The organism is Enterobacter sp. MGH85 (genome assembly GCF_001037655.1).
GTDB classification, from domain to species: domain Bacteria; phylum Pseudomonadota; class Gammaproteobacteria; order Enterobacterales; family Enterobacteriaceae; genus Enterobacter; species Enterobacter intestinihominis.
In genome coordinates, this window is record NZ_KQ089925.1 from 972,997 (window position 1) to 998,253 (window position 25,257).

The 25,257-nt window shown below is 57.6% G+C and carries 24 protein-coding genes; 11 read left to right on the forward strand and 13 right to left on the reverse strand.

Features of this window, described 5'->3' with window-relative positions; genetic code table 11:
- The first annotated feature begins 32 nt into the window (after nt 1-32).
- On the forward strand, nt 33-1,310 hold the full coding sequence (locus tag SK51_RS04560; RefSeq protein WP_023305098.1) for an MFS transporter: 1,278 nt from the start codon (nt 33-35) through the stop codon (nt 1,308-1,310).
- On the opposite strand, the gene rhaM is transcribed toward SK51_RS04560, so the two are convergent.
- From rhaM to rhaB, 9 genes are all read right to left on the reverse strand, one after another.
- A complete protein-coding gene (gene rhaM / locus SK51_RS04565; protein ID WP_022649824.1) occupies nt 1,298-1,612 on the reverse strand; it encodes an L-rhamnose mutarotase in 315 nt (104 codons plus the stop codon). The genes SK51_RS04560 and rhaM overlap by 13 nt on opposite strands.
- Nucleotides 1,609-2,757: a lactaldehyde reductase gene (gene fucO, locus SK51_RS04570; protein WP_023305097.1), complete on the reverse strand. Its 1,149-nt coding sequence runs from the start codon at nt 2,755-2,757 to the stop codon at nt 1,609-1,611. The genes rhaM and fucO overlap by 4 nt, the downstream gene beginning before the upstream one ends.
- Before the next feature lie 135 nt (nt 2,758-2,892).
- A complete protein-coding gene (locus tag SK51_RS04575; protein ID WP_032622004.1) occupies nt 2,893-3,894 on the reverse strand; it encodes an ABC transporter permease in 1,002 nt (333 codons plus the stop codon).
- On the reverse strand, nt 3,891-4,895 hold the full coding sequence (locus SK51_RS04580; RefSeq protein ID WP_023305096.1) for an ABC transporter permease: 1,005 nt from the start codon (nt 4,893-4,895) through the stop codon (nt 3,891-3,893). The genes SK51_RS04575 and SK51_RS04580 overlap by 4 nt, the downstream gene beginning before the upstream one ends.
- Nucleotides 4,895-6,397: a sugar ABC transporter ATP-binding protein gene (locus SK51_RS04585; protein ID WP_023305095.1), complete on the reverse strand. Its 1,503-nt coding sequence runs from the start codon at nt 6,395-6,397 to the stop codon at nt 4,895-4,897. The genes SK51_RS04580 and SK51_RS04585 overlap by 1 nt, the downstream gene beginning before the upstream one ends.
- A gap of 99 nt (nt 6,398-6,496) precedes the next feature.
- On the reverse strand, nt 6,497-7,483 hold the full coding sequence (gene rhaS, locus SK51_RS04590) for a rhamnose ABC transporter substrate-binding protein (protein WP_023298909.1): 987 nt from the start codon (nt 7,481-7,483) through the stop codon (nt 6,497-6,499).
- A gap of 82 nt (nt 7,484-7,565) precedes the next feature.
- Nucleotides 7,566-8,396, reverse strand: a complete 831-nt coding sequence (gene rhaD, locus SK51_RS04595) for a rhamnulose-1-phosphate aldolase (RefSeq protein WP_022649818.1) — start codon at nt 8,394-8,396, stop codon at nt 7,566-7,568.
- A gap of 121 nt (nt 8,397-8,517) precedes the next feature.
- Nucleotides 8,518-9,777, reverse strand: a complete 1,260-nt coding sequence (rhaA, locus tag SK51_RS04600; RefSeq protein ID WP_023305094.1) for an L-rhamnose isomerase — start codon at nt 9,775-9,777, stop codon at nt 8,518-8,520.
- On the reverse strand, nt 9,774-11,243 hold the full coding sequence (rhaB, locus tag SK51_RS04605) for a rhamnulokinase (RefSeq protein WP_032676784.1): 1,470 nt from the start codon (nt 11,241-11,243) through the stop codon (nt 9,774-9,776). The genes rhaA and rhaB overlap by 4 nt, the downstream gene beginning before the upstream one ends.
- A gap of 301 nt (nt 11,244-11,544) precedes the next feature.
- Here rhaB and rhaS (SK51_RS04615) point away from each other — a divergent pair, with 301 nt between their 5' ends.
- Together rhaS (SK51_RS04615) and rhaR are read left to right on the forward strand one after the other, a co-directional pair.
- Nucleotides 11,545-12,381 (forward strand): HTH-type transcriptional activator RhaS, encoded by an 837-nt coding sequence (gene rhaS / locus SK51_RS04615; protein ID WP_022649815.1) that lies wholly within the window; start codon nt 11,545-11,547, stop codon nt 12,379-12,381.
- Between the two features lie 73 nt (nt 12,382-12,454).
- Nucleotides 12,455-13,303 (forward strand): HTH-type transcriptional activator RhaR, encoded by an 849-nt coding sequence (gene rhaR / locus SK51_RS04620; RefSeq protein WP_032676783.1) that lies wholly within the window; start codon nt 12,455-12,457, stop codon nt 13,301-13,303.
- Here rhaR and rhaT read toward each other — a convergent pair whose 3' ends face one another.
- Nucleotides 13,304-14,338 (reverse strand): L-rhamnose/proton symporter RhaT, encoded by a 1,035-nt coding sequence (rhaT, locus tag SK51_RS04625; protein ID WP_023305091.1) that lies wholly within the window; start codon nt 14,336-14,338, stop codon nt 13,304-13,306. It lies immediately after the preceding gene.
- 288 nt (nt 14,339-14,626) lie between these two features.
- On the opposite strand from rhaT, the gene sodA reads away from it, so the two are divergent.
- Nucleotides 14,627-15,247 (forward strand): superoxide dismutase [Mn], encoded by a 621-nt coding sequence (gene sodA, locus SK51_RS04630; protein WP_003861999.1) that lies wholly within the window; start codon nt 14,627-14,629, stop codon nt 15,245-15,247.
- A gap of 66 nt (nt 15,248-15,313) precedes the next feature.
- On the forward strand, nt 15,314-15,988 hold the full coding sequence (yiiM, locus tag SK51_RS04635) for a 6-hydroxyaminopurine reductase (protein ID WP_023305090.1): 675 nt from the start codon (nt 15,314-15,316) through the stop codon (nt 15,986-15,988).
- 99 nt (nt 15,989-16,087) lie between these two features.
- Here yiiM and cpxA read toward each other — a convergent pair whose 3' ends face one another.
- Both cpxA and cpxR read right to left on the reverse strand, forming a co-directional pair.
- Nucleotides 16,088-17,461, reverse strand: a complete 1,374-nt coding sequence (cpxA, locus tag SK51_RS04640; protein WP_022649811.1) for an envelope stress sensor histidine kinase CpxA — start codon at nt 17,459-17,461, stop codon at nt 16,088-16,090.
- The gene (gene cpxR / locus SK51_RS04645) at nt 17,458-18,156 is read right to left on the reverse strand and encodes an envelope stress response regulator transcription factor CpxR (protein WP_003862004.1); all 699 of its coding nucleotides are present in this window, start codon (nt 18,154-18,156) and stop codon (nt 17,458-17,460) included. Before cpxR ends, cpxA begins: the two co-directional genes overlap by 4 nt.
- A 150-nt stretch (nt 18,157-18,306) precedes the next feature.
- Here cpxR and cpxP point away from each other — a divergent pair, with 150 nt between their 5' ends.
- From cpxP to SK51_RS04675, 6 genes are all read left to right on the forward strand, one after another.
- Complete coding sequence (gene cpxP / locus SK51_RS04650) at nt 18,307-18,813, forward strand: cell-envelope stress modulator CpxP (protein ID WP_023305089.1); 507 nt, start codon at nt 18,307-18,309, stop codon at nt 18,811-18,813.
- 153 nt (nt 18,814-18,966) lie between these two features.
- The gene (gene fieF / locus SK51_RS04655) at nt 18,967-19,851 is read left to right on the forward strand and encodes a CDF family cation-efflux transporter FieF (protein WP_023298903.1); all 885 of its coding nucleotides are present in this window, start codon (nt 18,967-18,969) and stop codon (nt 19,849-19,851) included.
- A gap of 184 nt (nt 19,852-20,035) precedes the next feature.
- Complete coding sequence (gene pfkA, locus SK51_RS04660; RefSeq protein ID WP_003862009.1) at nt 20,036-20,998, forward strand: 6-phosphofructokinase; 963 nt, start codon at nt 20,036-20,038, stop codon at nt 20,996-20,998.
- A gap of 208 nt (nt 20,999-21,206) precedes the next feature.
- A complete protein-coding gene (locus SK51_RS04665) occupies nt 21,207-22,196 on the forward strand; it encodes a sulfate ABC transporter substrate-binding protein (RefSeq protein WP_023298902.1) in 990 nt (329 codons plus the stop codon).
- Nucleotides 22,197-22,307: 111 nt separating this feature from the next.
- Complete coding sequence (locus SK51_RS04670; protein ID WP_023307189.1) at nt 22,308-23,051, forward strand: CDP-diacylglycerol diphosphatase; 744 nt, start codon at nt 22,308-22,310, stop codon at nt 23,049-23,051.
- Between the two features lie 73 nt (nt 23,052-23,124).
- Complete coding sequence (locus tag SK51_RS04675; RefSeq protein ID WP_048206605.1) at nt 23,125-24,429, forward strand: SLC13 family permease; 1,305 nt, start codon at nt 23,125-23,127, stop codon at nt 24,427-24,429.
- 47 nt (nt 24,430-24,476) lie between these two features.
- Here SK51_RS04675 and tpiA read toward each other — a convergent pair whose 3' ends face one another.
- Nucleotides 24,477-25,244, reverse strand: a complete 768-nt coding sequence (tpiA, locus tag SK51_RS04680; RefSeq protein WP_003862019.1) for a triose-phosphate isomerase — start codon at nt 25,242-25,244, stop codon at nt 24,477-24,479.
- Nucleotides 25,245-25,257: the final 13 nt, after the last annotated feature.

Here is a 25,257-nt window from a genome sequence, read left to right on the forward strand (position 1 = left end):
GGGCAACCGGCCCTCCGTTGAGGATAAAAATAATGAACACAACAACCTGTTCCCACAAAGACAACCCTAACTTCTGGATCTTCGGGCTGTTCTTCTTTCTCTACTTCTTCATCATGGCCACCTGCTTTCCGTTCCTGCCGATCTGGCTGTCGGACATCATTGGCCTGAACAAAACCCATACTGGGATTGTTTTCTCCTGCATCTCGCTGTCGGCCATTGCCTTCCAGCCGGTGCTGGGCGTCATTTCGGACAAGCTGGGGCTGAAAAAACACCTGCTGTGGATAATCTCGGTGCTGCTGTTTTTGTTCGCGCCGTTTTTCCTGTACGTCTTTGCACCACTGCTGAAAGCCAATATCTGGCTGGGCGCGCTGAGCGGCGGGGTGTATATCGGCTTTGTTTTTTCAGCCGGATCCGGGGCGATTGAGGCCTACATTGAACGCGTGAGCCGCAACAGCTTTTTTGAGTACGGTAAGGCGCGCATGTTCGGCTGTCTCGGCTGGGGGCTGTGCGCCTCAACGGGCGGCATCCTGTTCGGCATCGATCCGTCGTATGTTTTCTGGATGGGATCGGCGGCGGCGCTGTTGCTGATGCTGCTGCTGATGGTCGCGAAACCGAAGCCCAACCAGACGGCGCAGGTGATGAATGCCCTGGGCGCCAATCAGCCGCAGATCACCGCTAAAACCGTCTTCAACCTGTTCCGCCAGCGCAGAATGTGGATGTTCATCCTGTACGTGATTGGCGTGGCCTGCGTATATGACGTCTTCGACCAGCAGTTTGCTACCTTCTTCAAAACCTTCTTCGCCACGCCGCAGGAGGGGACCCGCGCCTTTGGTTTCGCCACCACAGCGGGGGAAATCTGTAACGCGATCATCATGTTCTGCTCGCCGTGGATCATTAACCGCATCGGTGCGAAAAACACGCTGCTGATTGCCGGGGTGATCATGGCGACGCGCATTATCGGATCGTCGTTTGCCACAACCGCCGTGGAGGTGATTGCCCTGAAGATGCTGCACGCGCTGGAAGTCCCGTTCCTGCTGGTGGGGGCATTCAAGTACATCACCGGGGTGTTTGATACGCGCCTGTCGGCCACCATCTACCTGATTGGCTTCCAGTTTGCCAAACAGTCGGCGGCGATCTTCCTCTCCGCCTTTGCCGGAAATATGTATGACCGGGTCGGCTTCCAGGAGACGTACCTGATGCTGGGCTGCTTCGTGCTGGCGATTACGGTGGTGTCGGCATTTACGCTGAGTGGCAGGCGGGAGATAGCTGCTACCGCAGGGGCAGCAGCGTTAACACATCAGTCCAGGTAAAACACCTCGTTCAGCTCCGCACTCACCGGGCTGTTGTCCGGATTAGACGGCATAACGTCAGCCATATGTTTCCACCAGCGCTGGCAGACGTCGGTGTTTGCCACCGCGTTCCAGCGCTCCTCCGATTCAATCTCCACTGTCGCAAACAGCAGGTTGCGGGCTTTGTCGAGGTAAATGGCGTAGTGGTGCGCGCCGTGGGCTTTCAGTACCGCTTCCAGCTCAGGCCAGATCGGGTTGTGGCGGCGCGCATACTCCTCGTGCGCATCCGGGTTTACCTGCATCACAAACGCTTTGCGGATCATAATGCCTCCAGGTATAGCTCGCGGACCTCATCGCGGCTGGCGGTACGTGGGTTGCACGGCGCGCACGGGTCAGCGAGCGCTTTATCCAGCCAGCCTTCAATATCGGCTTTGGTCACGCCAAGCTGGCTAAATCCGGACGGAATGCCGACGCGGGCACTTAGATCGCGAATCGCCTGAATGGCGGACATGCTGGCCGCTTCGTCGCTCATGCCGCGCGTGTCAACGCCCATCGCCTGCGCCACACGGGCGAATCGGGCGACCGCGTTCGGGCGGTTAAAGTTTTCGATGATCGGCAGCAGGATGGCGTTGCAGACGCCGTGCGGCAGGTTGTGCGTCGCGCCCGGCTGGTGCGCCAGAGCATGCACCAGCCCCAGCCCGGCGCTGTTAAACGCCATGCCCGCCAGATACTGCCCAAAGGCCATCTGCTCGCGCGCTTCCAGGTTGTGACCGTCGTCGACCGCTTTCGGCAGCCAGAGGTTGATCAGACGAATGGCTTCCAGCGCGTTGGCATCGGTCAGTGGGTGTGCGCCCACGGAGACGTAAGCTTCAATGGCGTGGGTTAGCGCGTCCATGCCGGTTGCGGCGGTCACGGAGGCCGGAATATCGAGCATCACGCTGGCATCGTCCACGGCGATATCCGGGATGATGTTCGGGTCGATGATCACCTCTTTCACCTGACGCGCGGCGTCGATGATCACCGCGTTGCTGGTCATCTCCGCTGCCGTGCCTGCGGTGGTGTTGATCGCCACCAGCGGCACGCCCGCGTTTTTCACCTTGCCGACGCCGGAGTAATCGGTTGACGGACCGGGGTTGGCGGTGAGGATTTTGATCGCCTTGGCGGTATCAATCGGGCTGCCGCCGCCGAAGGCAATCACGTAATCACACTCCGCGTCCTGATATGCCGCATAGCCTTTCTGCACCAGCGCTTCCGTTGGGTTTGGGAATACTTCATCGAACAGGTGATACGACATCTGATGGGCGTCGAGCGCGGAAAACAAACTGTCGAGCAGGCCCAGCTTCACCAACTGGCCGTCGGTGACAATCAGCGCTTTTCCCCACTGTTTGTTTGCCACCAGATTGACCATATCGCCGATCGCGCCCGCGCCGTGCAGGCTGATTTTGGGGAGTGCCAACATAAAGCTCATGATAATTCTCCTTAATATGCTTTTGAGGTAATCCGTTCCCCTCACCCTAACCCTCTCCCCGGAGGGGAGAGGGGACTGCTCGGTGCGGCTTTTCACCCTCTCCCCTCAGGGGAGAGGGCAGGGGTGAGGGGCAATTTAATTCCGTCTTCGCTGCATCATCCGGCGGGTAATAATCGGCAGCGAAATCACCACGATTAGCATCGCGCCGATAATCACCGACATCACAATGCCGGGCACGTTGAGCAGGCTCAGGCCGAAGGTCACCAGCCCCATCAGGAAGGCGGCGATAATCACGCCCACCATGCTGCCGGACCCACCGAGAATATTGACGCCGCCGAGCACCGCCATCGTCACCACCGCCAGCTCCCAGCCCATCGCGATGGTCGGGCGGGTGCTGCCCAGACGCGAGGTAAGCAGCACCGACGCCAGGCCGGACATCAGCCCAACCAGTGCGAAGAGGATCAGGTTGTGGCGCTTCACGTTGATGCCGGAGTACCACGCGCCGGTCGGGTTGTTGCCGATGGCGTAGGTGCGGCGGCCAAAGTTGGTGCGGTGCAGCACAAAGGCAAACAGAGCGGCCAGCACGATAAACAGCGCGAATTCAAACGACAGCGCGCCCCAGACGTAGCCCTGGCCGAACCAGGCGAAGCTCTCAGGGTAGCTGTTCAGCGCCTGGTCCCCGAGCAGAATGTAGGTGATCCCGCGGTACAGGCTCATCGTGCCGATGGTGATGACGATGGACGACAGGTTAAAGCGCGTCACCAGAATGCCGTTGAACAGCCCGCACAGTAGCCCGACGCCTAATCCGACGCAGACCAGCAGCGGCGTATCGACGCCCGCCGCCGCGCAAAAGCCCATCACCGTGGAGCTGAGCGCGATGGTGGAGGCTACCGACAGGTCAATTTCCCTGGCGATAATCAGCATCGCCATCGGCAACACGATGATCGCTTTTTCGGTGAAGTTGAACGTCGCGTCGGAGAGGTTCCAGATATTGAGAAAGTAGGGTGAGGCGAGCGCGTTCACCAAGAACACCGCCAGCGTCACCGCCAGCAGGAACCCCTCCCAGCACAGCAGACGCTGGAAGATGCCCGGCGCAGAAGTGGGTTTGATTGCTTCAGATGTCATCATTTTGCTCATGATTTCACCGCCAGTTTCTGACGTGCCAGCGCCGCATCGCGCAGTATCAATCGGCCTTTACGTTTATTGCCGCGCTCGTTCAGCAGCACCGCTATCACAATTACCGTGCCGGAAATCGCCATCTGCCAGAACGGGGAGACGCCGATCACCGGCAGGGCGTTGTTAATCACCCCGAGGAACAGTGCGCCAAACAGACAGCCGAGCACGCGCCCGGTGCCGCCCATGGTGCTGATCCCCCCAATCACACAGGCTGCCACCACCTGCAATTCAAAACCGTTAGCGACGTCAACATACGCAACGGCAAAGCGCGATATCCACAGGTAGCCGCAGAACCCGGCCAGCAGACCGGAAAGGCAGAAACTAATGAACTGCATTTTTCCGGCGTTGATCCCGGTGTAGTACGCTGCCGTGGCATTACCGCCTGCGGTGTAGAGCGCTCGTCCGGTGCGGCTGTAGCGCAGGAAGTAGCCCACCAGCAGCAGCGCGGCGATGGCGCACCAGCTCAGCACCGGCAAGCCCAGCACTGACGCACGTGGCAGGCCGAGGAAATCTGTACCCATCTGGTTTGAGTTCACCCAGCCGCCGCCGGAGAGCAAAAAGATCATTCCGCGGTAGATGCTCATGGTGCCGAGCGTTACCACAATCGCCGGAATGCCCAGCTTCCACACCAGCAGGCCGTTTATCGCGCCCATCAGCAGCCCAAGCACGCTGGCAAGGATCAGCAGCGCCCAGACGGGCACGTCCGGGTAATGGAAATTAATCAGGGCGACAATCATCCCGGTCAGGGCCAGATTGGCCGCCATCGACAGGTCGATGCCTTTCGTGAGCAGCACCATCATCTGCCCGAGCGCGAGGACGATCAGAATGGCGGTGTCGTTAAACATCTCCACCAGGTTGCCCGGCGCGATAAACGATGGCACGCGGCTGCCAATGGCGACGATCATCAGGATAATCACCGCGCCCAGCAGGGCTTCGCGGTGTTTTAAGAGTGAGCTAAGCATTATGCCGCCTCCTGTTTTGCACCGCTGGCGGCGCTGACGATGGTTTCCGCCGTCGCGTCTCCCGCCTGGTACTCGGCCACCATCAGCCCCTCGTGCATGACGATAATGCGATCCGCCATGCCCATCACTTCCGGCAGTTCGGACGAGACCATAATTACCGCCAGCCCCTGACTGACCAGCTCGGACATAAACTGATGCACGGCTGCTTTTGAGCCGATATCGATGCCTTTTGTCGGCTCATCGAGGATAATCACGTCAGGGTGCGTCGCCAGCCATTTGCCGATCACGACCTTTTGCTGGTTGCCGCCAGAGAGGGTCTCCACCGCCTGCTTCCAGCTGAAGGCTTTCACTTGCAGGCGTTTGGCGTACTCGTCCGCCAGCTTCCATTCACGGTCGTCATGCAGCACACCGTTCGGATTGAGCTTGCTGAGCTGAGGCAGGCTGATGTTCTGGGCAATCGGCAGGGCGATAATCGCCCCCTGTTTCTGTCTTTCTTCCGGCACGCAGACGATACCGGCTTTGATCGCATCCGCAGGCTGGCGGAAGCGCCGGGGCTGTCCGTTGAGGATAATTTCCCCGGACGATGGCCGCGTGACGCCGGAAAGCGCCTGCATCAGCTCGGTACGCCCGGCCCCCACCAGCCCGTAAAAGCCGAGGATTTCCCCTTTACGCAGGGAGAACGAGATATGCGCAAACTCGGTCGGATGGCAGAGGTTTTTCACCTCCAGCACCGTCTCGCCTTTTTCGCAGTCGATTTTAGGGAAAGTTTGGGTAATGGCGCGCCCGACCATCATCGACACCATCCGCTCCTCGGTGATCTCATTTATTGCACCTGCACCGACGAACGCGCCGTCGCGCAAAATAGTGTAGTGATCGGCCAGCTCAAAAATCTCGTCGAACTTGTGGGAGATAAACAGGATGGCTTTGCCCTCCTGCTTTAAGCGCTCCACAATCTGGTAAAACTCGAGGATTTCATGCTGCGACAGCGCCGCCGTCGGTTCATCGAGGATCACCACCTGCGCCTCAAACGACAGCGCGCGGGCAATCGCCACCATGTGACGCTGGGCGATGCTCAGGGTTTTCAGCGTCGCGCGCGGGTCGATTTGCACTTCCAGCCGCGTGAGGATCGCCTGCGCCCGGCGGTGCATTTCCGGCCAGTCGAGCTTTTTCAGGAAGCCTTTGTGAAGGTACTGACCGACAAAGATATTCTCGGTGACCGAGAGTTCATCAAACAGCACGGTTTCCTGGTGGATGGCGGTGATGCCCATTTTATGCGCCGACTCCGGCGTCGGGAGATGAACGGGGATCGCTTTATAGAGAATTTCGCCCTCGTCGGGCTGGTAAATGCCGGTCATCACTTTGACCAGCGTCGACTTGCCCGCGCCGTTTTCGCCTATCAGGGCGGTCACTTTGCCGGGCCACAGCGCAAGCTGCACGTTCTCAAGAGCACGCACGCCGGGGAACACCTTGGTGATGCCAGAAAGCTGTAGCAATGGGGTCATGATAGTTCTCCTGGACAGAGGAATTTGTAGGGCGGGTAAGCGGCAGCTCCACCCGCCTTTTGCCGGATGGCGCTACGCTTATCCGGCCTACAAATTGCATCAAAAGATTTTCGAGAACTTATCAATATTGCTGGCATCGTAGACGAACGGCTCGGCCATCGCGCCGTTGCCGTCAGCATCCAGCTTCACTTTGCCCAGTCTGCCCATGCTGGCCTCACCTTTCGTGGCCGTGCCTTTCACCAGGTCATCCGCCAGGTAGGTTGCCGCATAGCCGAGGTCGATCGGGTTCCAGATGGCAAAGCTCTTGCTCGCGCCGGACTTCACCGCGCCCGCCATCTCGGACGGCAGGCCTAAACCGGTGACGTACACTTTGCCAATCTTGCCCTGGTCCTTCACCGCCTGCGCAGCGGCCACGATGCCCACGGACGATGGCGAAACAATCACTTTCAGTTCGGGGTAGGTTTTCAGCAAGCCGACCGCTTCGCGGTAGCTTTTGTCAGAGAGATCGTCTCCGTAGGCCACGGTCACCAGATTGACGGACGGGTACTTCGGCAGCACCTTTTTCATCTCCGCAATCCAGGTATTCTGGTTGGTGGAGGTTGGCGTGGCGCTCAGCACCGCCACGTCGCCCTTCTCCACGTTCAGCGCTTTCAGCGCGTCGGCGGCGAGCTTCACGTTGGTTTCGCCAATCAGGGCATTATTGGACGGGTTGAGGTGGATCTGGCGTCCGGCTTTCGCCACCCCGGAGTCCCACGACACAACCTTAATGCCGCGCTGCATCGCTTTTTTCAGCACCGGCACGACGGCGTCCGGATCGTTCGCAGAAATCGCGATCGCATCCACGCCCTGGGCGATCAACCCGTTCAGCACCTCGATCTGCGCTTCCGCCGTGGTGGTGGTCGGGCCGGTATAAATCACTTTCACATCGCCTAACTCTTTGGCCGCCTCCTGCGCGCCGACGTTCGCTGCCTCGAAGAATCCATTTCCTAAGGACTTCGCCACCAGGGCGATTTTCACTTCTGCTAAAGCGGAACCGGACAACGCCAGAGCGGCAACGGTGAGGATCAAGCTTGCTTTTATTTTCATTGCTTTTACTCCACTGACTTGAGTTAGTTGTAGGGATTGCAGGTGGTTTTCGCCCCGTCTCAATGAGCGGGGCGCGATGTTGTTATTGGTACAGATCTAACGCCGACTGCATGGGGGTGACGCCAAAGCGTTTGCCCAGGGCGATCAGCTCTTCCCGGGTGATGGTCTGCTTCATGCCGCCCATGGAATAGACCTTCACCAGCACTTCCGCGGATTTCTCGGCGGTGTCGATCAGGCCGAAGGTTTCATCCAGCGTCGGGCCGCTGCCGAAGACGCCGTGGAACGGCCACAGCACCAGTGAGTGCTTCTGCATGTCCGTTGCGGTTGCCTGACCGATTTCGTCGGTGCCCGGCACCATCCACGGCAGAATGCCGACGCCGTCCGGGAACACCACCAGACACTCGGTACTGCCTTCCCACAGTTTGCGGGTGAAGAAATCAGAATTATTTTCCAGCACGTAGGTCAGGGCGATCAGGTTGGTGGCGTGGCAGTGCATGATCACGCGGTCCTTGCCATTGGTCGCCTTGATGCGCTCGCAGTGGGAGAGGAAGTGCGCCGGCAGTTCAGAGGTAGGCACCGCGTCGTCCGTTAGCCCCCAGAGAATGTGGTAGCCCGCACCGTCGCTGTCCACCTTCACCACGCCGAGGTTGGCCTGCGGGTCGAGCTGGACGTTGCGGAAGAACTTCCCGGAACCGGTGACGATAAACGGCGTGTTGGCGAGCAGCGGCATCGGCTGGCTCAGGGCGATATAGCGCGGCTTCTGGTGGAAATCGGCGGCAAATGGCTCGATATCCGCGTCGTCCAGGCGTAGCGTCAGGTTGCCGCCGTTGCGCTCATCCCAGCCTTTGAGCCAGGCGTCAGAGGTGGCTTTGATCATGCCCTGGACGAACCAGGAGGTGGTGATGGTCTGCATAGTTTTCATTTCCAGTTATCGCGGTGAGGTTGAACCCCTCACCCTAACCCTCTCCCCAAAGGGGAGAGGGGATGGTTTGCTCCCTCTCCCCTTTGGGGAGAGGGCAGGGGTGAGGGGGCAGTTACCCGCGCTGACTCAACACGTCTTCCTCATATGCCCGCACGTTGTCCAGCCACTGGCTGCCCGCAGGCGCATCGTGACGCTGGCAGTACATCTCCCACACCGCCTGCCACGGCAGGGATTTCTGCTCTTCCAGCAGCGCCAGGCGCGCGGTGTAGTCGCCGTTTTCTTCCAGCTGTTTCAGGGCGGCGACAGGCTCCAGCAGCGCGCGCAGCAGGGCTTTCTTCATGTTGCGAGTGCCGATAACCCACGCCGCGATGCGGTTGATGGAGGCGTCGAAGAAGTCGAGGCCAATGTGTACGCGTTCAAAGAGGTCGTGGCGGATGATTTCGCTGGCAATGGCCTGGGTTTCGTCATCCAGCAGCACCACGTGGTCGCTGTCCCAGCGAACCGGGCGGCTGACGTGCAGCAGCAGACGCGGCACGTAGAGCATGGCGGCGGAAATTTTGTCGGAGATCACCTCGGTTGGGTGGAAGTGGCCGGCATCCAGGCACAGCGCGGTCTGGCGGCTGGTGGCGTAACCCATGTAGAACTCGTTTGAGCCCACGGTGTAGCTCTCTGCGCCAATGCCGAACAGCTTGCTTTCGACGGCGTCGATGTGGTGCGCCGGGTCCAGTTTTTCGCTGATAGCTTCATCCAGCGCGGCCAGCAGACGCTGACGCGGGGCCAGTCGGTCTACGGTGATGTCCTTCATGCCGTCCGGGATCCAGATATTCATTACCGATGGCGTGCCAAGCTGCTCGCCGAAATACGCCGAGACGCGGCGGCTGGCTTTGACATGGTCGATCCAGAACTGGCGGATTTCGTCGTTGGCGTGCGCAAGGGTAAACCCGTCCGCGCTCAGCGGGTGCGAGAAGCAGGACGGGTTAAAATCCAGACCCAGCCGGTTGGCCTTCGCCCACTCCACCCAGTTCTTAAAGTGTTCCGGTTTGATTTCGTTACGCGCGACCGGCTCGTCGGATTCGAGATAAATGGCGTGCAGGTTCAGGCGCTTTGGCCCGGGGATCAGGCTCAGCGCCAGCTCCAGATCCGCACGCAGTTCGGTGGCGTTGCGCGCTTTGCCCGGGTAGTTACCCGTGGCCTGAATACCCCCCGTCAGGGAACCGCCCGGGTTCTCGAAACCGGCGACGTCATCACCCTGCCAGCAGTGCATGGAGACGGGCAGACGGTCGAGCTGGCGCAGCGCCTCTTCGACATCCACGCCGACGGCGGCGAAACGCTGTTTAGCCAGGTCCCAGGCTTGTTCAAGTTGAGTGGTCATGCGCAAAGCTCCTTAGTCAGTCGTTTTTGCTGAAACTGCGCCCGGTAGCGGGCAATTTCATGGCAGGGATGGGGGGTGAAGGTGGTCAGGCTGTTATTCGCCGTCACCACCGAACGGAAATCGTCGACGTTTGAAAGTTCGTCCAGGGTCATCAGCTGAATGCCGATATTGCCGAGCGTGGAGGCTTCAATCGGACCTGCCACCACGGTAATGCCGCAGGCATCCGCGCAGAGCTGGTTCAGCAGCTGGTTCTGGCAGCCGCCGCCCACGATATGCAGTTGTGTGAACGGTTTGCCGCGAAGGTCAGCCAGCTCGCTCAGGATGTCGGCATACAGCAGGGCGAGGCTGTCAAAAATGCAGCGTGCCAGCTCGGCGGGGCGGGAAGGTACCGGCTGCCCCGCTTCAAAACAGGCGGCCTGGATTTCGGCGCTCATGTGCACCGGGTTGATAAAGCGATCGTCGTTCGGGTTGATCAGGAAGGTGCAGGCCTTCAGCGTTTCGGTTTCTGCGATAAGCGCGGGCAGGTCGGTGATGTTCTGCTCTTTCAGCACCCGCTGGAGCAGCCACAGCCCCATAATGTTCTTCAGTACCCGGTAGCGGCCTTCGGCACCGCCTTCGTTGGTGATGTTCGCCGCCATCGCGGCATCGCTGGTGTACGGGGTTTTGCTCTCGAAGCCCATCAGCGACCAGGTGCCGGAAGAGAGATAGGCCGCATCTTTGTCGGCGAGCGGCGAGGCAATGACCGCGCTCGCGGTGTCGTGACTGGCGACGGCGACAACAGGGATTTCATTCCCCTGCGGGCAAAGCCAGTGACCGATTACATTGCCCGGATGGGTTGGCACGCCGAACCAGGACGGCGAGGCGCCCGTCCAGGCCAGCAGATGTTCATCCCAGTTATCGGTGTTGATGTTGACCAGCTGCGTGGTGGTGGCGTTGGTGTATTCCCAGTTCATATTGCCGGTCAGACGGTAGCTTAAGTAGTCCGGGATCAGCAGCGCATGCGCCACCTTTTCGACCAGCTCAGGCTGTTGCTCAACCAGCGCACGTAGCTGATACAGCGTGTTAAACGGCAGGAACTGGATGCCACTGCGACCATAGATGTTCTCCTTGCCAAGCTGCGCGATGGCATGCGCCATCAGCCCATCGGTGCGGCTGTCGCGGTAGGAGACCGGCAGGCCGACGCGTTCGCCGTGACTGTCCAGCAGCACGTAATCCACACCCCAGGTATCAATGCCGATACTGTCGATGCGAATACCGTCTTCGCAGACGTTGTGAAGTCCGGTGCCGATCTCTGCTTCCAGGGCGTCGATATCCCAGGTAACAAAACCGTCCTGTTTTTGCAGACAATTGGCGAAACGGTGCATTTCGCGAAGCGTAAGGGTGTGCAGGTCGCAGTCCCAGGTGGCGAGCATTACACGGCCGCTGGATGCGCCTAAATCGACAGCCACACAATGGCGAAAAGTCATGGTCGGGTCCTTTCTTAAGTCATTACCGAGGAGTGTAAGAAAGGGAAGAAATAGCCACCTTCTCGCCACTGACAGCCCAAATCTCGCGCTGGCAAGAAAGCAAAGATGAACGTGAGGGAGTTCACAGTTTCCAGTAATCGCGGGGTTTGCAGGCAGTGTGACGCTGACCGCATTTCCCGATCTTTCCGCCTGTTTCTTGAAAAACCGGCAGCTTTTGCGCGGTTTGCTGTCAAAAATTTAAGGTGAGCGGGGAAGGCCTTAATTACTATTTTGAGAACTTTTCTCATTGGTAGAGGCCGTTATGACCGTACTGCACAGCGTCGATTTTTTTCCTTCGGGGGCTTCGCCGGTTGCGATTGAGCCACGGCTGCCTCAGGCTGCGTTCCCGGAACATCATCATGATTTTCATGAAATTGTGATTGTTGAGCACGGAACGGGCATCCACGTGTTTAATGGTCAGCCGTATACCATCAGCGGCGGTACGGTGTGCTTCGTGCGCGATCACGACAGGCACCTGTATGAACATACCGATAACCTGTGCCTGACCAATGTGCTCTATCGTTCTCCGGATGCGTTTCAGTTTCTCTCCGGGCTGAATCAGCTGTTGCCGCAGGAGAAGGACGGCCACTACCCGTCGCACTGGCGGGTGAATCAGTCCACGTTGCAGCAGGTGCGTCAGCTGGTAAGCCAGATGGAGCAGAGCGAGGATGGACAGGAGACGCACGCCATTGCTACCCGCGAGATGCTGTTTATGCAGCTGCTGGTGCTGCTGCGGCGCAGCAGCCTGGTGGAAGGGCTGGAAAATAACGACGCGCGCCTGAATCAGCTGATGGCCTGGCTGGAAGATCATTTTGCCGAAGATGTCTGCTGGGAAACGCTGGCGGATGACTTTTCGCTCTCGCTGCGCACGCTGCATCGTCAGCTCAAGCAGCATACCGGGCTGACGCCGCAGCGCTACCTCAACCGTCTGCGCCTGATCAAAGCGCGTCACCTTTTAAGGCACACGGATGAAAGCGTCACCGATATCGCCTATCGCTGCGGTTTCGGCGACAGTAACCACTTTTCGACGCTGTTTCGCCGGGAGTTTAGCTGGTCGCCGCGCGATATCCGTCAGGGGAAAGACGCGTTGCTTCAGTAACGCGAGGGCAGTCACCGTTTTTTTACCGCAGAAAGGCTAATAATGTCCGGTTATTCGCCGTCGAGGTTGTGGTGTGGCTGCTCAGTTAATTCTTCGTAAAGATGATTTTTTTGCCTCCGCGAGTCAGGCCGTCGCGGTGGCGGACCGCTATCCGCAAAACGTCTTTGCCGAGCATACCCACGAGTTCTGCGAGCTGGTGCTGGTGTGGCGGGGCAACGGCCTGCACGTCCTCAACGACCGTCCCTACCGCATCACGCGCGGAGACCTGTTCTACATCCGCGCCGAAGATAAACACTCTTACGCCTCGGTTAACGATCTGGTGTTGCAGAACGTCATCTACTGCCCTGACAGGCTTAAACTGAATGTCGACTGGTCGGGCAATATCCCCGGTTTACATGATGCCAGAGGCGAACCGCACTGGCGCTTAAGCAGCAACGGCATGGCTCAGGTGCGCCAGACGATTTCCCAGCTGGAGCAGGAGAGCCAGAAGAGCGATCCGGTGGCAAACCAGATGTCGGAGCTGCTTTTTGCCCAGCTGGTGATGACCCTGAAGCGCCATCGTTACGCTACGGATAATCCCTCTGCCACCACGCAGGAAGCGCTGCTGGATAAGCTCATCACCCGGCTTGCGGGCAGTCTTAACAAGAGTTTCGTGCTGGAAAAATTCTGCGAGCAGGAGCAGTGCAGCGAGCGCGCGCTGCGCCAGCAGTTCCGCACCCAGACGGGGATGACGGTAAACCACTATCTGCGCCAGCTGCGCATCTGCCACGCTCAGTATCTGTTACAGCATACGGAGCTGATGGTGAGTGAAGTGGCGATGCGCTGCGGCTTTGAGGACAGTAACTACTTTTCGGTGGTGTTTAACCGTGAGGTGGGGATGACGCCGGTTCAGTGGCGTCATCGCAGTCGAAAGGCAGCGTAATCAGTTCGCCATGCCGAGGCCGACGATATTGGCCGCAATAATAATCACCACGCAGCCCAGGCTCAGCACGCCAACCGGACGACGCCCGGCGTTGTTCCACTCTTTCAGCACCAGCCCAACCAGCCCGCCGCACAGCACGTAGAAGCTCATGTGCAGCATCCAGCTCATGTAGTCATACTGCGCCGGAATACTGGCGTGACCCCAGGCGTAAAAGAAGAATTGCAGATACCACATCAGACCGCCGAGGGCGGAAAGCAGGACGTTGGTGACGATCAGCGGTTTTGCCAGCGAGAAGTCGGCTTTTACCGACAGATTATTCACTTTTACCAGACGAATGAAGCAAAAGCCGAGGTTTACCAGCGCGCCGCCGCCCATGATCACCACGTAGCTTGGCAGGGCAACGTACAGCGGGTCGACGCCCAGCGCTGCAGCGGCGTCGTGCATCGGTTTGGCGGCGTTCATCGCGAACGACATGCCCGCCGAGAAGACGCCGCACATCACCGCCAGTAGCAGCCCTTTCTTCAGGTTGAACTCTTCGGCTTTGATGCCCATCTTGCGTTCTTTCAACTGGCCCGCGCGGGTGACAATTCCCACGCCGATCACCGCTACCAGCACGCCCAGCAACGTCATTCGCCCACCCTGGGTGTTGATCAGCACATCGAAGTTGCCGTTGAGGATTGGCGTCATCAGGGTGCCAACAATCAGCGTAATGCCGATCGCGATGCCAATCCCCATCGACATTCCGAGGTAGCGCATGGTGAGGCCGTAGTTGATATTACCGATACCCCACATCGCGCCGAACAGGAATACCGGCAGCAGGGTGGAGGCGTTGAAGGAGGAGAAGTAGCCCCAGAAATCGGGCAGCAGCATGGCGCTGATTGTCCACGGCAAAATCAGCCAGGACACGGTACCGCCAACGGACCACATGGTTTCCCATGACCAGCCTTTCACCTTTTTAAACGGGGCATAGAAACAGGCTGCACTGGCCGCGCCTATCAAATGCCAGAAGATACCCATCGTAATCGCATGATTCATTTTTACATCCTCATCGTTTTTATAGCCGGAGGCTTCCCGCCGACTTGATGAGTGTAAAAATTAGGCGGTTTGGGAACCTTCAGAAGGTTGCCGCACTTTTGTTTTGAATGGCAATCAGCACGTTAACCGCGTGAGCAGACTCACAATTCCTTCATTTCTCAAAAACCGAATAACCTTATAAAAACTACGGCATTGATAATCATTTTCAATATCATTTAATTAACTATAATGAACCAACTGCTTACGCGGCATTAACAGCTGTGCCGCCCGACAATAATGGAGAGGATTATGAGTTATACACTGCCATCCCTGCCGTATGCCTACGACGCACTGGAACCGCATTTCGACAAGCAGACGATGGAAATCCATCACACTAAACATCACCAGACCTACGTGAATAACGCGAATGCTGCGCTGGAAAGCCTGCCAGAGTTCGCTAATCTGCCTGTTGAAGAGCTGATCACCAAACTGGACCAGCTGCCAGCAGACAAGAAAACCGTGCTGCGCAACAACGCGGGCGGTCACGCTAACCACAGCCTGTTCTGGAAAGGCCTGAAAACCGGCACCACCCTTCAGGGCGACCTGAAAGCGGCTATCGAGCGTGACTTCGGTTCCGTTGACAACTTCAAAGCAGAATTCGAAAAAGCCGCTGCAACCCGTTTCGGTTCTGGCTGGGCGTGGCTGGTCCTGAAAGGTGACAAACTGGCGGTCGTTTCAACCGCAAACCAGGACTCCCCGCTGATGGGTGAAGCTATCTCTGGCGCATCCGGCTTCCCAATTCTGGGTCTGGACGTGTGGGAACACGCTTACTACCTGAAGTTCCAGAACCGTCGCCCTGACTACATCAAAGCCTTCTGGGATGTAGTGAACTGGGACGAAGCAGCAGCGCGTTTCGCCGCTAAAAAATAAGGTTGCATTGACGCCTGTGAGAAGCGAGTCTGATGACTCGCTTTTTTTGTATCTGAAGGAGTGGAGATGCATTACCCGGTGAATGTGTTTACAGGCAAGGTAAGGAAGTACGAAGGCAGTCGCCCGAGCGCTATCGCCAAAGTGCAGGTCGACGGTGAGCTGACGCTTACCGAGCTTGGTCTGGCGGGTGACCAGCAGGCCGAAAAGAAAATCCACGGCGGGCCCGATCGCGCGCTGTGCCACTATCCGCGCGAGCACTATCAGCACTGGAAAACCGAATTTCCTGAACAGGCGGACCTTTTCGTCGCCCCCGCGTTTGGCGAAAATCTCTCAACGGAAGGGCTGACGGAGAAGAACGTCTTTATTGGCGATATTTATCGCTGGGGCGATGCTCTGATTCAGGTCACCCAGCCGCGCTCGCCGTGCTTCAAACTTAACTACCATTTTGGCATTCAGGATATGTCGGCCCAGCTGCAAAACGCGGGTAAAACCGGCTGGCTGTATCGCGTTGTGCAGGCGGGACAGGTTTCGGCGGATGCGCCGATTGAGCTGGCTTCGCGCCTGAGTGAGGTGTCGGTATTCGAGGCCTGTGCCATTGCCTGGCATATGCCGTTCGACGATGAACAGTTTCACCGCCTGCTGTCAGCGGCAGGATTATCCACCAGCTGGACCAGAACGATGCAGAAGCGGCGGATAAGCGGCAAGATCGAGAGCAGTTCGCGGAGATTGTGGGGGAAATAATTGCCCCTCACCCCGGCTCTCTCCCCAAAGGGGCGAGGGTGAAAAGACCGCACCGAGCCGTCCCCTCTCCCCTATGGGGAGAGGGTTAGGGTGAGGGGATTACGAACGCTTATACAGCGGCAGCCACAGCGTTAACCGCAGACCGCCCAGCGGGCTGTCATCGGCTTTCACCCAGCCACGGTGCTGCTGCATGGCGGTTTCAACAATCGCCAGACCCAGCCCCGTACCGCCAGATTCACGGTCGCGCGCCTCGTCGGTACGGTAGAACGGACGGAAAATCTGCTCGCGATCTTCCGGGCTGACGCCTGGACCGTCGTCGTCCACGATGATAGTGATCCCGTCTTTATCCACCGAAAACGCCACTTCAATCTTCGTGTGCGAGTAGCGCAGGGCGTTACGCACGATATTCTCCAGCGCGCTTTCCAGCGTGTTGGGGTTACCGTACAGCGGCCACGGGCCCGGCGGGAAATTGACGGTGAAGGATTTGCCCATCTGTTCCGCTTCGAAGGCCGCGTTGTCCAGCACCTCATGCCAGAGGTGATTGGCTTTCACCGTTTCGCTCACCAGCGCGTTTTTCTGCTGATTGCGCGACATCACCAGCAGATCGTTGATCATGCTGTCCAGGCGATGCGCTTCCGTCTCAATACGCTCCAGCTCTTTGCTCTCACCGCTGCGACGGCGCAGCAGGGCGGTACCCAGCTGTAAACGCGTGAGCGGCGTTCGCAGCTCGTGGGAGATATCCGACAGCAGACGTTGCTGGGCCGTCATCATTCGATCAAGCGCGCTCACCATCTGGTTAAAACTGGTTCCGGCGGCCAGGAACTCCTGCGGCCCGGATTCCAGCTCCGGATGCTGCCTCAGGTTGCCCTGCGCCACTTCGTCCGCCGCGTTTTTCAGCTTACGCGCCGGTTTCGCCAGGCTCCACGCCAGCCATAACAGCAGTGGGGAACTAACCAGCATGGTGACAATCAACAGCAACAGCGGACGGTCAAATAGCAGGTTGATGAAGTCGGACTGGGAACTGCTCGCGGGGCGAATCAGGTAGAGCTGGTAGTTATCTTCCCCATCCCGCACCGAGAAAGGGCCCACCATTTCTACCCGACCATATTTCTTTTTCTGTGGGTGATCGGCGTTATCCGCCTGGCCAATAAAGTTGCGGATAATCTGCATTTCATTGCGATCGGCCCCAATCACGCGGCCTTCACTGGTGACCAGTAAAAGACGTTGTCCGGGGGGCGCCCACTTGTCGATAGCGCGAAACAGCCTGCGCCACCACATTAAATCGTTCGGCGGATCGTTTGCCAGCTCCGCTTCCACGTGCTGCTCGATCATCACGCCCTGACGTTGCTCGCTGTCGAGCAGCTCCGTCATCTGGCGTGAGTCGAGTTTTGGCAACATCAAAACGAGCATTAAAACCAGTGCCAGCGTCAGCCAGAAGATGGCGAAGATGCGGGCGGTTAAGCTGCCTATCATGAAGCGGAAACCATCAGATAACCGCGACCACGCAGGGTTTTAAACCAGGGGTGACCGTCTTTACGTTCTGGCAGCTTACGGCGCAGGTTCGAGATATGCATATCGATGGCGCGGTCAAACGGGGTGAGGCGTTTGCCCAGCACTTCCTGGCTCAAGTGTTCACGCGACACCACCTGGCCGAGATGCTGCGCCAGCAGATACAGCAGGGTGAACTCGGTGCCGGTTAGCTCCAGCGTTTCACCGTCGAAGCTCGCTTCCTGGCGGCCCGGGTTCAGGCTCAGGGAGTCCACTTCCAGCGTAGGTGAGCTGTTGTCGGTATTCTGCTGCTGCTCGCTCCAGTGAGAGCGGCGCAGGATCGCGCGAATACGGGCCACCAGTTCACGGTCGTTGAACGGCTTAGGTAAATAGTCATCCGCACCCAGCTCAAGGCCGAGTACGCGGTCAAGCTCGCTGCCGCGCGCGGTCAGCATAATGACGGGGGTCTGGTGTGTCTGGCGAAGCTCTTTCAACGTATCAATACCGTTTTTCTTCGGCATCATGACGTCGAGCAAAAGTAAATCGATGCTGTCGTCAAGGAGACTCAGCGCCTGTTCCCCATCATGGGCAACCAGGACGTTGAAACCTTCCATGTCGAGCAACTCCTTTAAAAGAGATGTGAGCTCTCGGTCATCATCAACTAACAGGATTTTATTCATTGTTTAAATACCTCCGAGGCAGAAATTACGACATCAAGGCTATCTAATCCATGACTTTACGTTGTTTTACACCCCCTGACGCATGTTTGCAGCCTGAATCGTAGACTGTCTCTCGTTGAATCGCGACACGAAAGATTTTGGGAGCAAGTGATGCGCAAAGTTACCGCTGCCGTCATGGCCTCAACGCTGGCCTTCTGTGCGTTTAGCCAGGCTGCTGTAGCTATCAACAGCGATAACGGTTCCTCAGCAGAGGGCGCAACGCAGCACAGCAGCCAAAGCCATATGTTTGACGGCATAAGTTTAACCGAACATCAGCGTCAACAGATGCGAGATCTGATGCAGAGGGCACGACACGACCAGCCCCCTGTTAATGTTAGCGAAATGGAGACAATGCATCGCCTTGTCACCGCAGAAAATTTTGACGAAAGCGCTGTACGCGCTCAGGCAGAAAAAATGGCGCAGGAACAGGTTGCCCGCCAGGTAGAAATGGCGAAGGTTCGCAACCAGATGTTCCACCTGCTAACGCCCGAGCAGCAAGCGGTTTTGAATACCAAACATCAGCAACGTATGAACCAGTTGCGTGAGGTTGCACGGATGCAGCGAAGCTCAGATATGACGCTTTTCAGTAGCAATAGCAGTACCCGTAGTAACCAGTAAACCCTGTTTTCCTTGCCATAGACACCATCCCTGTCTTCCCCCACATGATGTGGGGGTTTTTTTTGCCCATCGTTCAGTGTTGTTAACGCTTTATTCATCCTTTCACTCCACCGCCATCCGTTATACTAGCGCCATGGCATGACAGGAGTGTTTATGAATCAATCCTATGGACGGCTGGTAAGCCGGGCCGCAATAGCCGCGACGGTGACGGCGTCGTGTTTGCTGATCATTAAAATTTTCGCGTGGTGGTACACCGGGTCGGTTAGTATTCTGGCGGCGCTGGTGGATTCACTGGTGGATATTGCCGCCTCGCTGACCAACCTGCTGGTGGTGCGCTATTCGCTGCAACCGGCAGATGAAGAGCATACGTTTGGCCACGGCAAAGCGGAATCGCTGGCCGCGCTGGCACAAAGTATGTTTATTTCGGGCTCCGCGCTTTTCCTGTTTTTGACCGGCATTCAGCATCTTATTTCGCCTTCTCCGATGAACGATCCGGGCGTTGGTGTGGTCGTAACCGTAGTTGCACTTATAAGCACACTTGTTCTTGTAACGTTCCAGCGCTGGGTTGTACGCAAAACACAAAGCCAGGCTGTACGGGCCGATATGCTTCATTATCAGTCTGATGTTATGATGAATGGGGCTATTCTTATTGCGCTCGGTCTGGCCTGGTATGGCTGGCATCGTGCCGATGCGTTGTTTGCGTTAGGGATAGGGATCTATATTTTATACAGCGCGTTGCGGATGGGGTATGACGCGGTACAGTCGCTTCTTGACCGTGCGCTTCCGGATGCAGAACGTGATGAAATTTATGCCATCGTGACCCACTGGCCTGGCGTCAGTGGTGCTCACGATCTTCGTACGCGGCAGTCAGGGCCGACCCGCTTTATTCAGATTCATTTGGAAATGGAAGACAACCTGCCACTGGTTCAGGCGCATATGGTCGCTGAACAGGTGGAGCAGGCGATTTTGCAGCGTTTCCCTGGGTCAGACGTCATTATTCACCAGGATCCGTGCTCTGTCGTCCCCAGGGCGTTTTGAGCTTTCGTAATTCGTTGTAAAAAAGTGAGCCAGACCAGCATTTTGTGGATAAATTACCACCATATGGCCTGACCTGAATCAATTCAGCTGGAAGGGATTGATATACTATTTGCAGTATTCGACGGTTGAACAGTTTCTTCCGGCAGCAGATTTCAATTTTGCATTCCTAAGTTCAGAGGTAGTCATGATTAAGAAAATCGGTGTGTTGACAAGCGGCGGTGATGCGCCGGGCATGAACGCGGCAATCCGTGGGGTTGTCCGTGCAGCGCTGACGGAAGGTCTGGAAGTTTTTGGTATCTATGACGGTTACCTGGGTCTGTATGAAGACCGCATGGTTCAGCTCGACCGCTACAGCGTGTCTGACATGATCAACCGTGGCGGTACTTTCCTCGGTTCCGCGCGCTTCCCGGAATTCCGTGACGAACACATCCGTGAAGTGGCTATCGAAAACATGAAAAAACGGGGTCTGGATGCGCTGGTGGTTATCGGCGGCGACGGCTCGTACATGGGTGCAAAACGTCTGACTGAAATGGGCTTCCCGTGCATCGGCCTGCCTGGCACTATCGACAACGACATCAAAGGCACTGACTACACCATCGGTTACTTCACCGCGCTGGGTACCGTTGTGGAAGCGATTGACCGCCTGCGTGACACCTCTTCCTCTCACCAGCGTATTTCCATTGTTGAAGTGATGGGCCGTTACTGCGGCGACCTGACCCTGGCGGCGGCCATTGCCGGTGGCTGTGAGTTCGTGGTAGTTCCGGAAGTAGAGTTCAGCCGTGAAGATCTGGTCGCAGAGATCAAAGCCGGCATCGCGAAAGGTAAGAAACACGCCATCGTTGCTATCACCGAGCACATCTGTGACGTTGACGAGCTGGCGAAGTACATCGAAACCGAAACCAAACGCGAAACCCGCGCGACCGTTCTGGGTCACATTCAGCGTGGCGGTTCCCCAGGCCCGTACGACCGTATCCTGGCGTCCCGCATGGGTGCGTATGCGATCGAGCTGCTGCTACAGGGCCACGGCGGCCGCTGCGTCGGTATTCAGAACGAGAAATTGGTTCACCATGACATCATCGACGCCATTGAAAACATGAAGCGTCCGTTCAAAGGTGACTGGCTGGACTGCGCGAAAAAACTGTACTGATCGGCTCTGTTGCCCGGTGGCGCTGCGCTTACCGGGCCTACAACAGCACGGATCGTAGGCCGGGTAAGGCGTAGCCGCCACCCGGCTTTTTTGTGCCCATCCTTTTTTTATTCCTCCACGTTATAGCCAATCTTTTTTTATTCTTTAATCATCGGTTAGCTTTCTGGCACGCTGCATTCATCAAAACACTAAACAAGAGAGCCGGGCGATGAATAAATGGGGCGTGGGGTTAACATTATTGCTGGCATCGACCAGCGTTCTGGCAAAGGACATTCAGTTACTGAACGTGTCGTACGATCCGACGCGTGAACTGTACGACCAGTACAACAAAGCTTTTGCGGCGCACTGGAAACAGGAAACCGGCGATAACGTGGTGGTTCGCCAGTCTCACGGCGGTTCAGGTAAGCAGGCGACATCGGTGATCAACGGCATTGAAGCCGATGTGGTTACCCTGGCGCTGGCTTATGACGTAGACGCGATCGCGGAGCGTGGCCGTATCGACAAAAACTGGATCAAGCGCCTGCCGGACAACTCTGCGCCATACACCTCGACCATTGTCTTCCTGGTGCGCAAAGGCAACCCGAAACAGATTAAAGACTGGAACGACCTGATTAAGCCGGGCGTGTCTGTCATCACGCCGAACCCGAAAAGCTCCGGCGGCGCACGCTGGAACTACCTGGCGGCCTGGGGCTACGCCCTGCACCACAACAACGGTGACCAGGCTAAAGCGCAGGAATTCGTGAAAGCGCTGTTTAAAAATGTCGAAGTGCTGGACTCCGGCGCGCGCGGCGCAACTAACACCTTCGTCGAGCGCGGCATCGGCGACGTGCTGATTGCCTGGGAAAACGAAGCCCTGCTGGCGACCAACGAGCTGGGTAAAGACAAATTCGAGATCGTGACCCCGAGCGAATCCATCCTCGCTGAACCGACCGTCTCCGTAGTCGATAAGGTTGTTGATAAGAAAGGGACCAAAGCGGTGGCGGAAGCCTACCTGAAGTATCTTTACTCGCCGGAAGGTCAGGAAATTGCGGCGAAAAACTTCTATCGCCCGCGCGATGAGGCCGTCGCGAAGAAATACGAAAACGCATTCCCGAAACTGAAGCTGTTCACTATCGATGATGTTTTTGGCGGCTGGACCAAAGCGCAAAAAGAGCACTTCTCTAACGGCGGCACCTTCGACCAGATCAGCAAGCGCTAAGCGTTTTACAAAGAACGACACGGTAACCCGGTGTGAGAAATCCACCGGGTTTTTTATTTGGTCATCATTTTGCGTTACTCTTTTGCCTCTATTGAAAACAGGGAACGCGTTGTGAAAAAAATTATCTTACTGATTCTGATCGTTATCGCCCTTGCCGCAGGCGGCGTGTACTGGATGAAAGCGGGTAATCCGAATGCGTTGCGCCATATCGTTCTCGACCAGTGTGTGCCCAACCAGCTGCATAACCGTAACCCGGCACCGTGTGCGCAGGTGATGCCGGATGCGGGCTACGTGGTGTTCAAGGACCGCAACGGACCGCTGCAATACCTGCTGATGCCCACGTACCGTATCAACGGCACCGAAAGCCCGCTGCTGACTGAGCCTCAGACACCGAATTTCTTCTGGCTGGCATGGCAGTCTCGTCATTTTATGAGCATGAAACGGGGAGCCGACGTGCCTGACAGCGCTATTTCGCTGACCATCAACTCCCCGACCGGGCGCACGCAGAACCATTTTCATATCCACATCTCCTGCCTGCGCCCGGACGTGCGCGAGAAGCTGAACGCGGCGCAGGGGCAAATCAGCACCCAGTGGCTACCGCTTCCGGGCGGGCTGGAAGGGCATGAGTACCTTGCCCGTCGGGTGACGGAGAACGAACTGGTGCAGCGCAGCCCGTTTATGATGCTGGCGGAAGAGCTGCCGGAAGCGCGCGACCATATGGGACGCTTCGCGCTGGCGATGGCGCAGCAGTCAGACGGCTCGTTTGTACTGCTGGCGACAGAGCGTAACCTGCTTACCTTTAACCGCGCGTCGGCTGAGGAATTGCAGGATCATCAATGCGATATCCTGAAGTGACCCCACCATAAATAGCGTTTACTCGCCCTGCCTGTCGCCGTAGACTTGCTGAAAAATTCTACAGGAGACAGGTATGTCGCTCTGGTTAACGCATCCTCTGCTGCTTCCCTCGCTGATCGTCGGCGTCACCATCGTGCTGTGGGCGACGTCGCTGTTGCCGGAATTTATCACCGCGCTGCTGTTCTTTACGGCGGCGATGACCGCCAGAATCGCCCCGCCGGAAGTGATCTTTGGCGGCTTCGCCTCGTCTGCCTTCTGGCTGGTGTTCAGCGGCTTTGTGCTGGGCGTGGCGATTCGGAAAACCGGCCTGGCGGACAGGGCCGCCCGGGCGCTGTCGGCAAAGCTTACCGACTCCTGGTTGCTGATGGTGGCAAGCGTTGTGCTGCTGAGCTATGCCCTGGCATTCGTGATGCCGTCGAACATGGGACGTATTGCGCTGCTGATGCCGATTGTCGCCGCGATGGCGAAGCGGGCCGGCATTCCTGATGGCTCGCGGGCCTGGTTTGGCCTGGCGCTGGCGGTCGGGTTTGGCACTTTCCAGCTCTCGGCCACTATTTTGCCCGCTAACGTGCCAAACCTGGTGATGAGCGGCGCGGCGGAGGGCTCATACGGTATCCACCTCAACTATGTCCCGTATCTGCTGCTGCACACGCCGGTGCTGGGTATTCTCAAAGGCCTGATTCTGATTGGCCTGATCTGCTGGCTGTTCCCCGGTAGCCCGAAACCAGCGAAGGATCTGACGCCGTCTGAACCGATGGGGCGTGACGAAAAACGACTCGCCTGGCTGCTGGCGGTGGTGTTGACGATGTGGGTAACGGAGAGCTGGCATGGCGTGGGCCCAGCGTGGACAGGGCTGGCGGCCTCGGTCATCGTTATGCTGCCGCGCATCGGATTTATCACCGGCGAGGAGTTCTCGGCGGGGGTGAATATGCGCACCTGTATTTACGTCGCGGGTATACTCGGGCTGGCCATTACGGTGACGCAGACCGGTATCGGTGCGGCCGTAGGCGAGGCGTTGCTCCATATCATGCCGCTGGATGCAGACCGCCCGTTTACCAGCTTCCTGGCGCTGACGGGGATCACCACGGCGCTCAACTTCATTATGACCGCCAACGGCGTTCCGGCGCTGTACACCACGCTGGCGCAGAGCTTCTCCGACGCGACCGGCTTCCCGCTGCTGTCGGTGATCATGATTCAGGTGCTGGGGTATTCCACGCCGCTGCTGCCGTATCAGGCGTCGCCGATTGTGGTGGCGATGGGCTTAGGGAAAGTGCCTGCGAAGGCGGGGATGCTGCTCTGCCTGGCGCTGGCGATTGCGACGTATCTGGTGCTGCTGCCGCTGGATTATTTGTGGTTTAGCGTATTAGGACGTTTGTAGTGGTTTTGTAGGGCGGGTTAGCGAAGCGCCACCCGCCCCAAAGGCAATTACGCCTGCTTAGCCGCTTCTGCCGCTTTAACGATCACCGCGAAAGCGTCTGCTTTCAGGGATGCGCCGCCAACCAGCGCGCCATCGATGTCTGGCTGGGTGAACAGCTCAGCTGCGTTTGATGCGTTAACGGAACCGCCGTACTGGATGATGACCTGCTCAGCCACTTTCGCGTCTGCTTTTGCAATGTGGTCACGGATGAACTTGTGCACCGCCTGTGCCTGCGCTGGAGTTGCAGATTTGCCGGTACCGATCGCCCAGACTGGCTCGTAAGCGATAACCGCGCCTTCGAACGCTGCCGCGCCCTGGGTTTTCAGCACAGCGTCGATCTGACGTGCGCACACTTCTTCGGTTTTACCCGCTTCGTTTTCTGCTTCGGTTTCACCGATGCACAGAACCGGGATCAGACCCTGCTCTTTCAGCACAGCGAATTTCTTCGCGATGAACTCGTCAGATTCTTTGTGGTAGGTGCGACGCTCAGAGTGGCCGATGATGATGTATTTCGCGCCAATGTCTTTCAGCATTTCAGCGGAGGTTTCACCGGTAAACGCGCCAGACAGGTTAACGTCAACGTTCTGCGCGCCCAGAATGATGTGGCTGCCGTCAGCGGCACGTTTAGCCAGATCCAGGTACATATCCGGCGGAGCGATAGCAACCGCGCAGCCGGTCACGCCAGCCAGCTCTTTACGCAGGTTAGCAACCAGTTCGTTTACCATGTGGCGGCTGCCGTTCAGTTTCCAGTTACCCATCACTAAAGGATGTCGCATTTCAATTCTCCAC

Coding starts and splice junctions, on each gene's coding strand:
- SK51_RS04560 (WP_023305098.1), top strand. CDS start 33: ATGAACACAACAACCTGTTCCCACAAAGACAACCCTAACTTCTGGATC.
- rhaM (WP_022649824.1), bottom strand. CDS start 1,612: ATGATCCGCAAAGCGTTTGTGATGCAGGTAAACCCGGATGCGCACGAG.
- fucO (WP_023305097.1), bottom strand. CDS start 2,757: ATGAGCTTTATGTTGGCACTCCCCAAAATCAGCCTGCACGGCGCGGGC.
- SK51_RS04575 (WP_032622004.1), bottom strand. CDS start 3,894: ATGAGCAAAATGATGACATCTGAAGCAATCAAACCCACTTCTGCGCCG.
- SK51_RS04580 (WP_023305096.1), bottom strand. CDS start 4,895: ATGCTTAGCTCACTCTTAAAACACCGCGAAGCCCTGCTGGGCGCGGTG.
- SK51_RS04585 (WP_023305095.1), bottom strand. CDS start 6,397: ATGACCCCATTGCTACAGCTTTCTGGCATCACCAAGGTGTTCCCCGGC.
- rhaS (WP_023298909.1), bottom strand. CDS start 7,483: ATGAAAATAAAAGCAAGCTTGATCCTCACCGTTGCCGCTCTGGCGTTG.
- rhaD (WP_022649818.1), bottom strand. CDS start 8,396: ATGCAGACCATCACCACCTCCTGGTTCGTCCAGGGCATGATCAAAGCC.
- rhaA (WP_023305094.1), bottom strand. CDS start 9,777: ATGACCACTCAACTTGAACAAGCCTGGGACCTGGCTAAACAGCGTTTC.
- rhaB (WP_032676784.1), bottom strand. CDS start 11,243: ATGACTTTTCGCCATTGTGTGGCTGTCGATTTAGGCGCATCCAGCGGC.
- rhaS (WP_022649815.1), top strand. CDS start 11,545: ATGACCGTACTGCACAGCGTCGATTTTTTTCCTTCGGGGGCTTCGCCG.
- rhaT (WP_023305091.1), bottom strand. CDS start 14,338: ATGAATCATGCGATTACGATGGGTATCTTCTGGCATTTGATAGGCGCG.
- sodA (WP_003861999.1), top strand. CDS start 14,627: ATGAGTTATACACTGCCATCCCTGCCGTATGCCTACGACGCACTGGAA.
- yiiM (WP_023305090.1), top strand. CDS start 15,314: ATGCATTACCCGGTGAATGTGTTTACAGGCAAGGTAAGGAAGTACGAA.
- cpxA (WP_022649811.1), bottom strand. CDS start 17,461: ATGATAGGCAGCTTAACCGCCCGCATCTTCGCCATCTTCTGGCTGACG.
- cpxR (WP_003862004.1), bottom strand. CDS start 18,156: ATGAATAAAATCCTGTTAGTTGATGATGACCGAGAGCTCACATCTCTT.
- cpxP (WP_023305089.1), top strand. CDS start 18,307: ATGCGCAAAGTTACCGCTGCCGTCATGGCCTCAACGCTGGCCTTCTGT.
- fieF (WP_023298903.1), top strand. CDS start 18,967: ATGAATCAATCCTATGGACGGCTGGTAAGCCGGGCCGCAATAGCCGCG.
- pfkA (WP_003862009.1), top strand. CDS start 20,036: ATGATTAAGAAAATCGGTGTGTTGACAAGCGGCGGTGATGCGCCGGGC.
- SK51_RS04665 (WP_023298902.1), top strand. CDS start 21,207: ATGAATAAATGGGGCGTGGGGTTAACATTATTGCTGGCATCGACCAGC.
- SK51_RS04675 (WP_048206605.1), top strand. CDS start 23,125: ATGTCGCTCTGGTTAACGCATCCTCTGCTGCTTCCCTCGCTGATCGTC.
- tpiA (WP_003862019.1), bottom strand. CDS start 25,244: ATGCGACATCCTTTAGTGATGGGTAACTGGAAACTGAACGGCAGCCGC.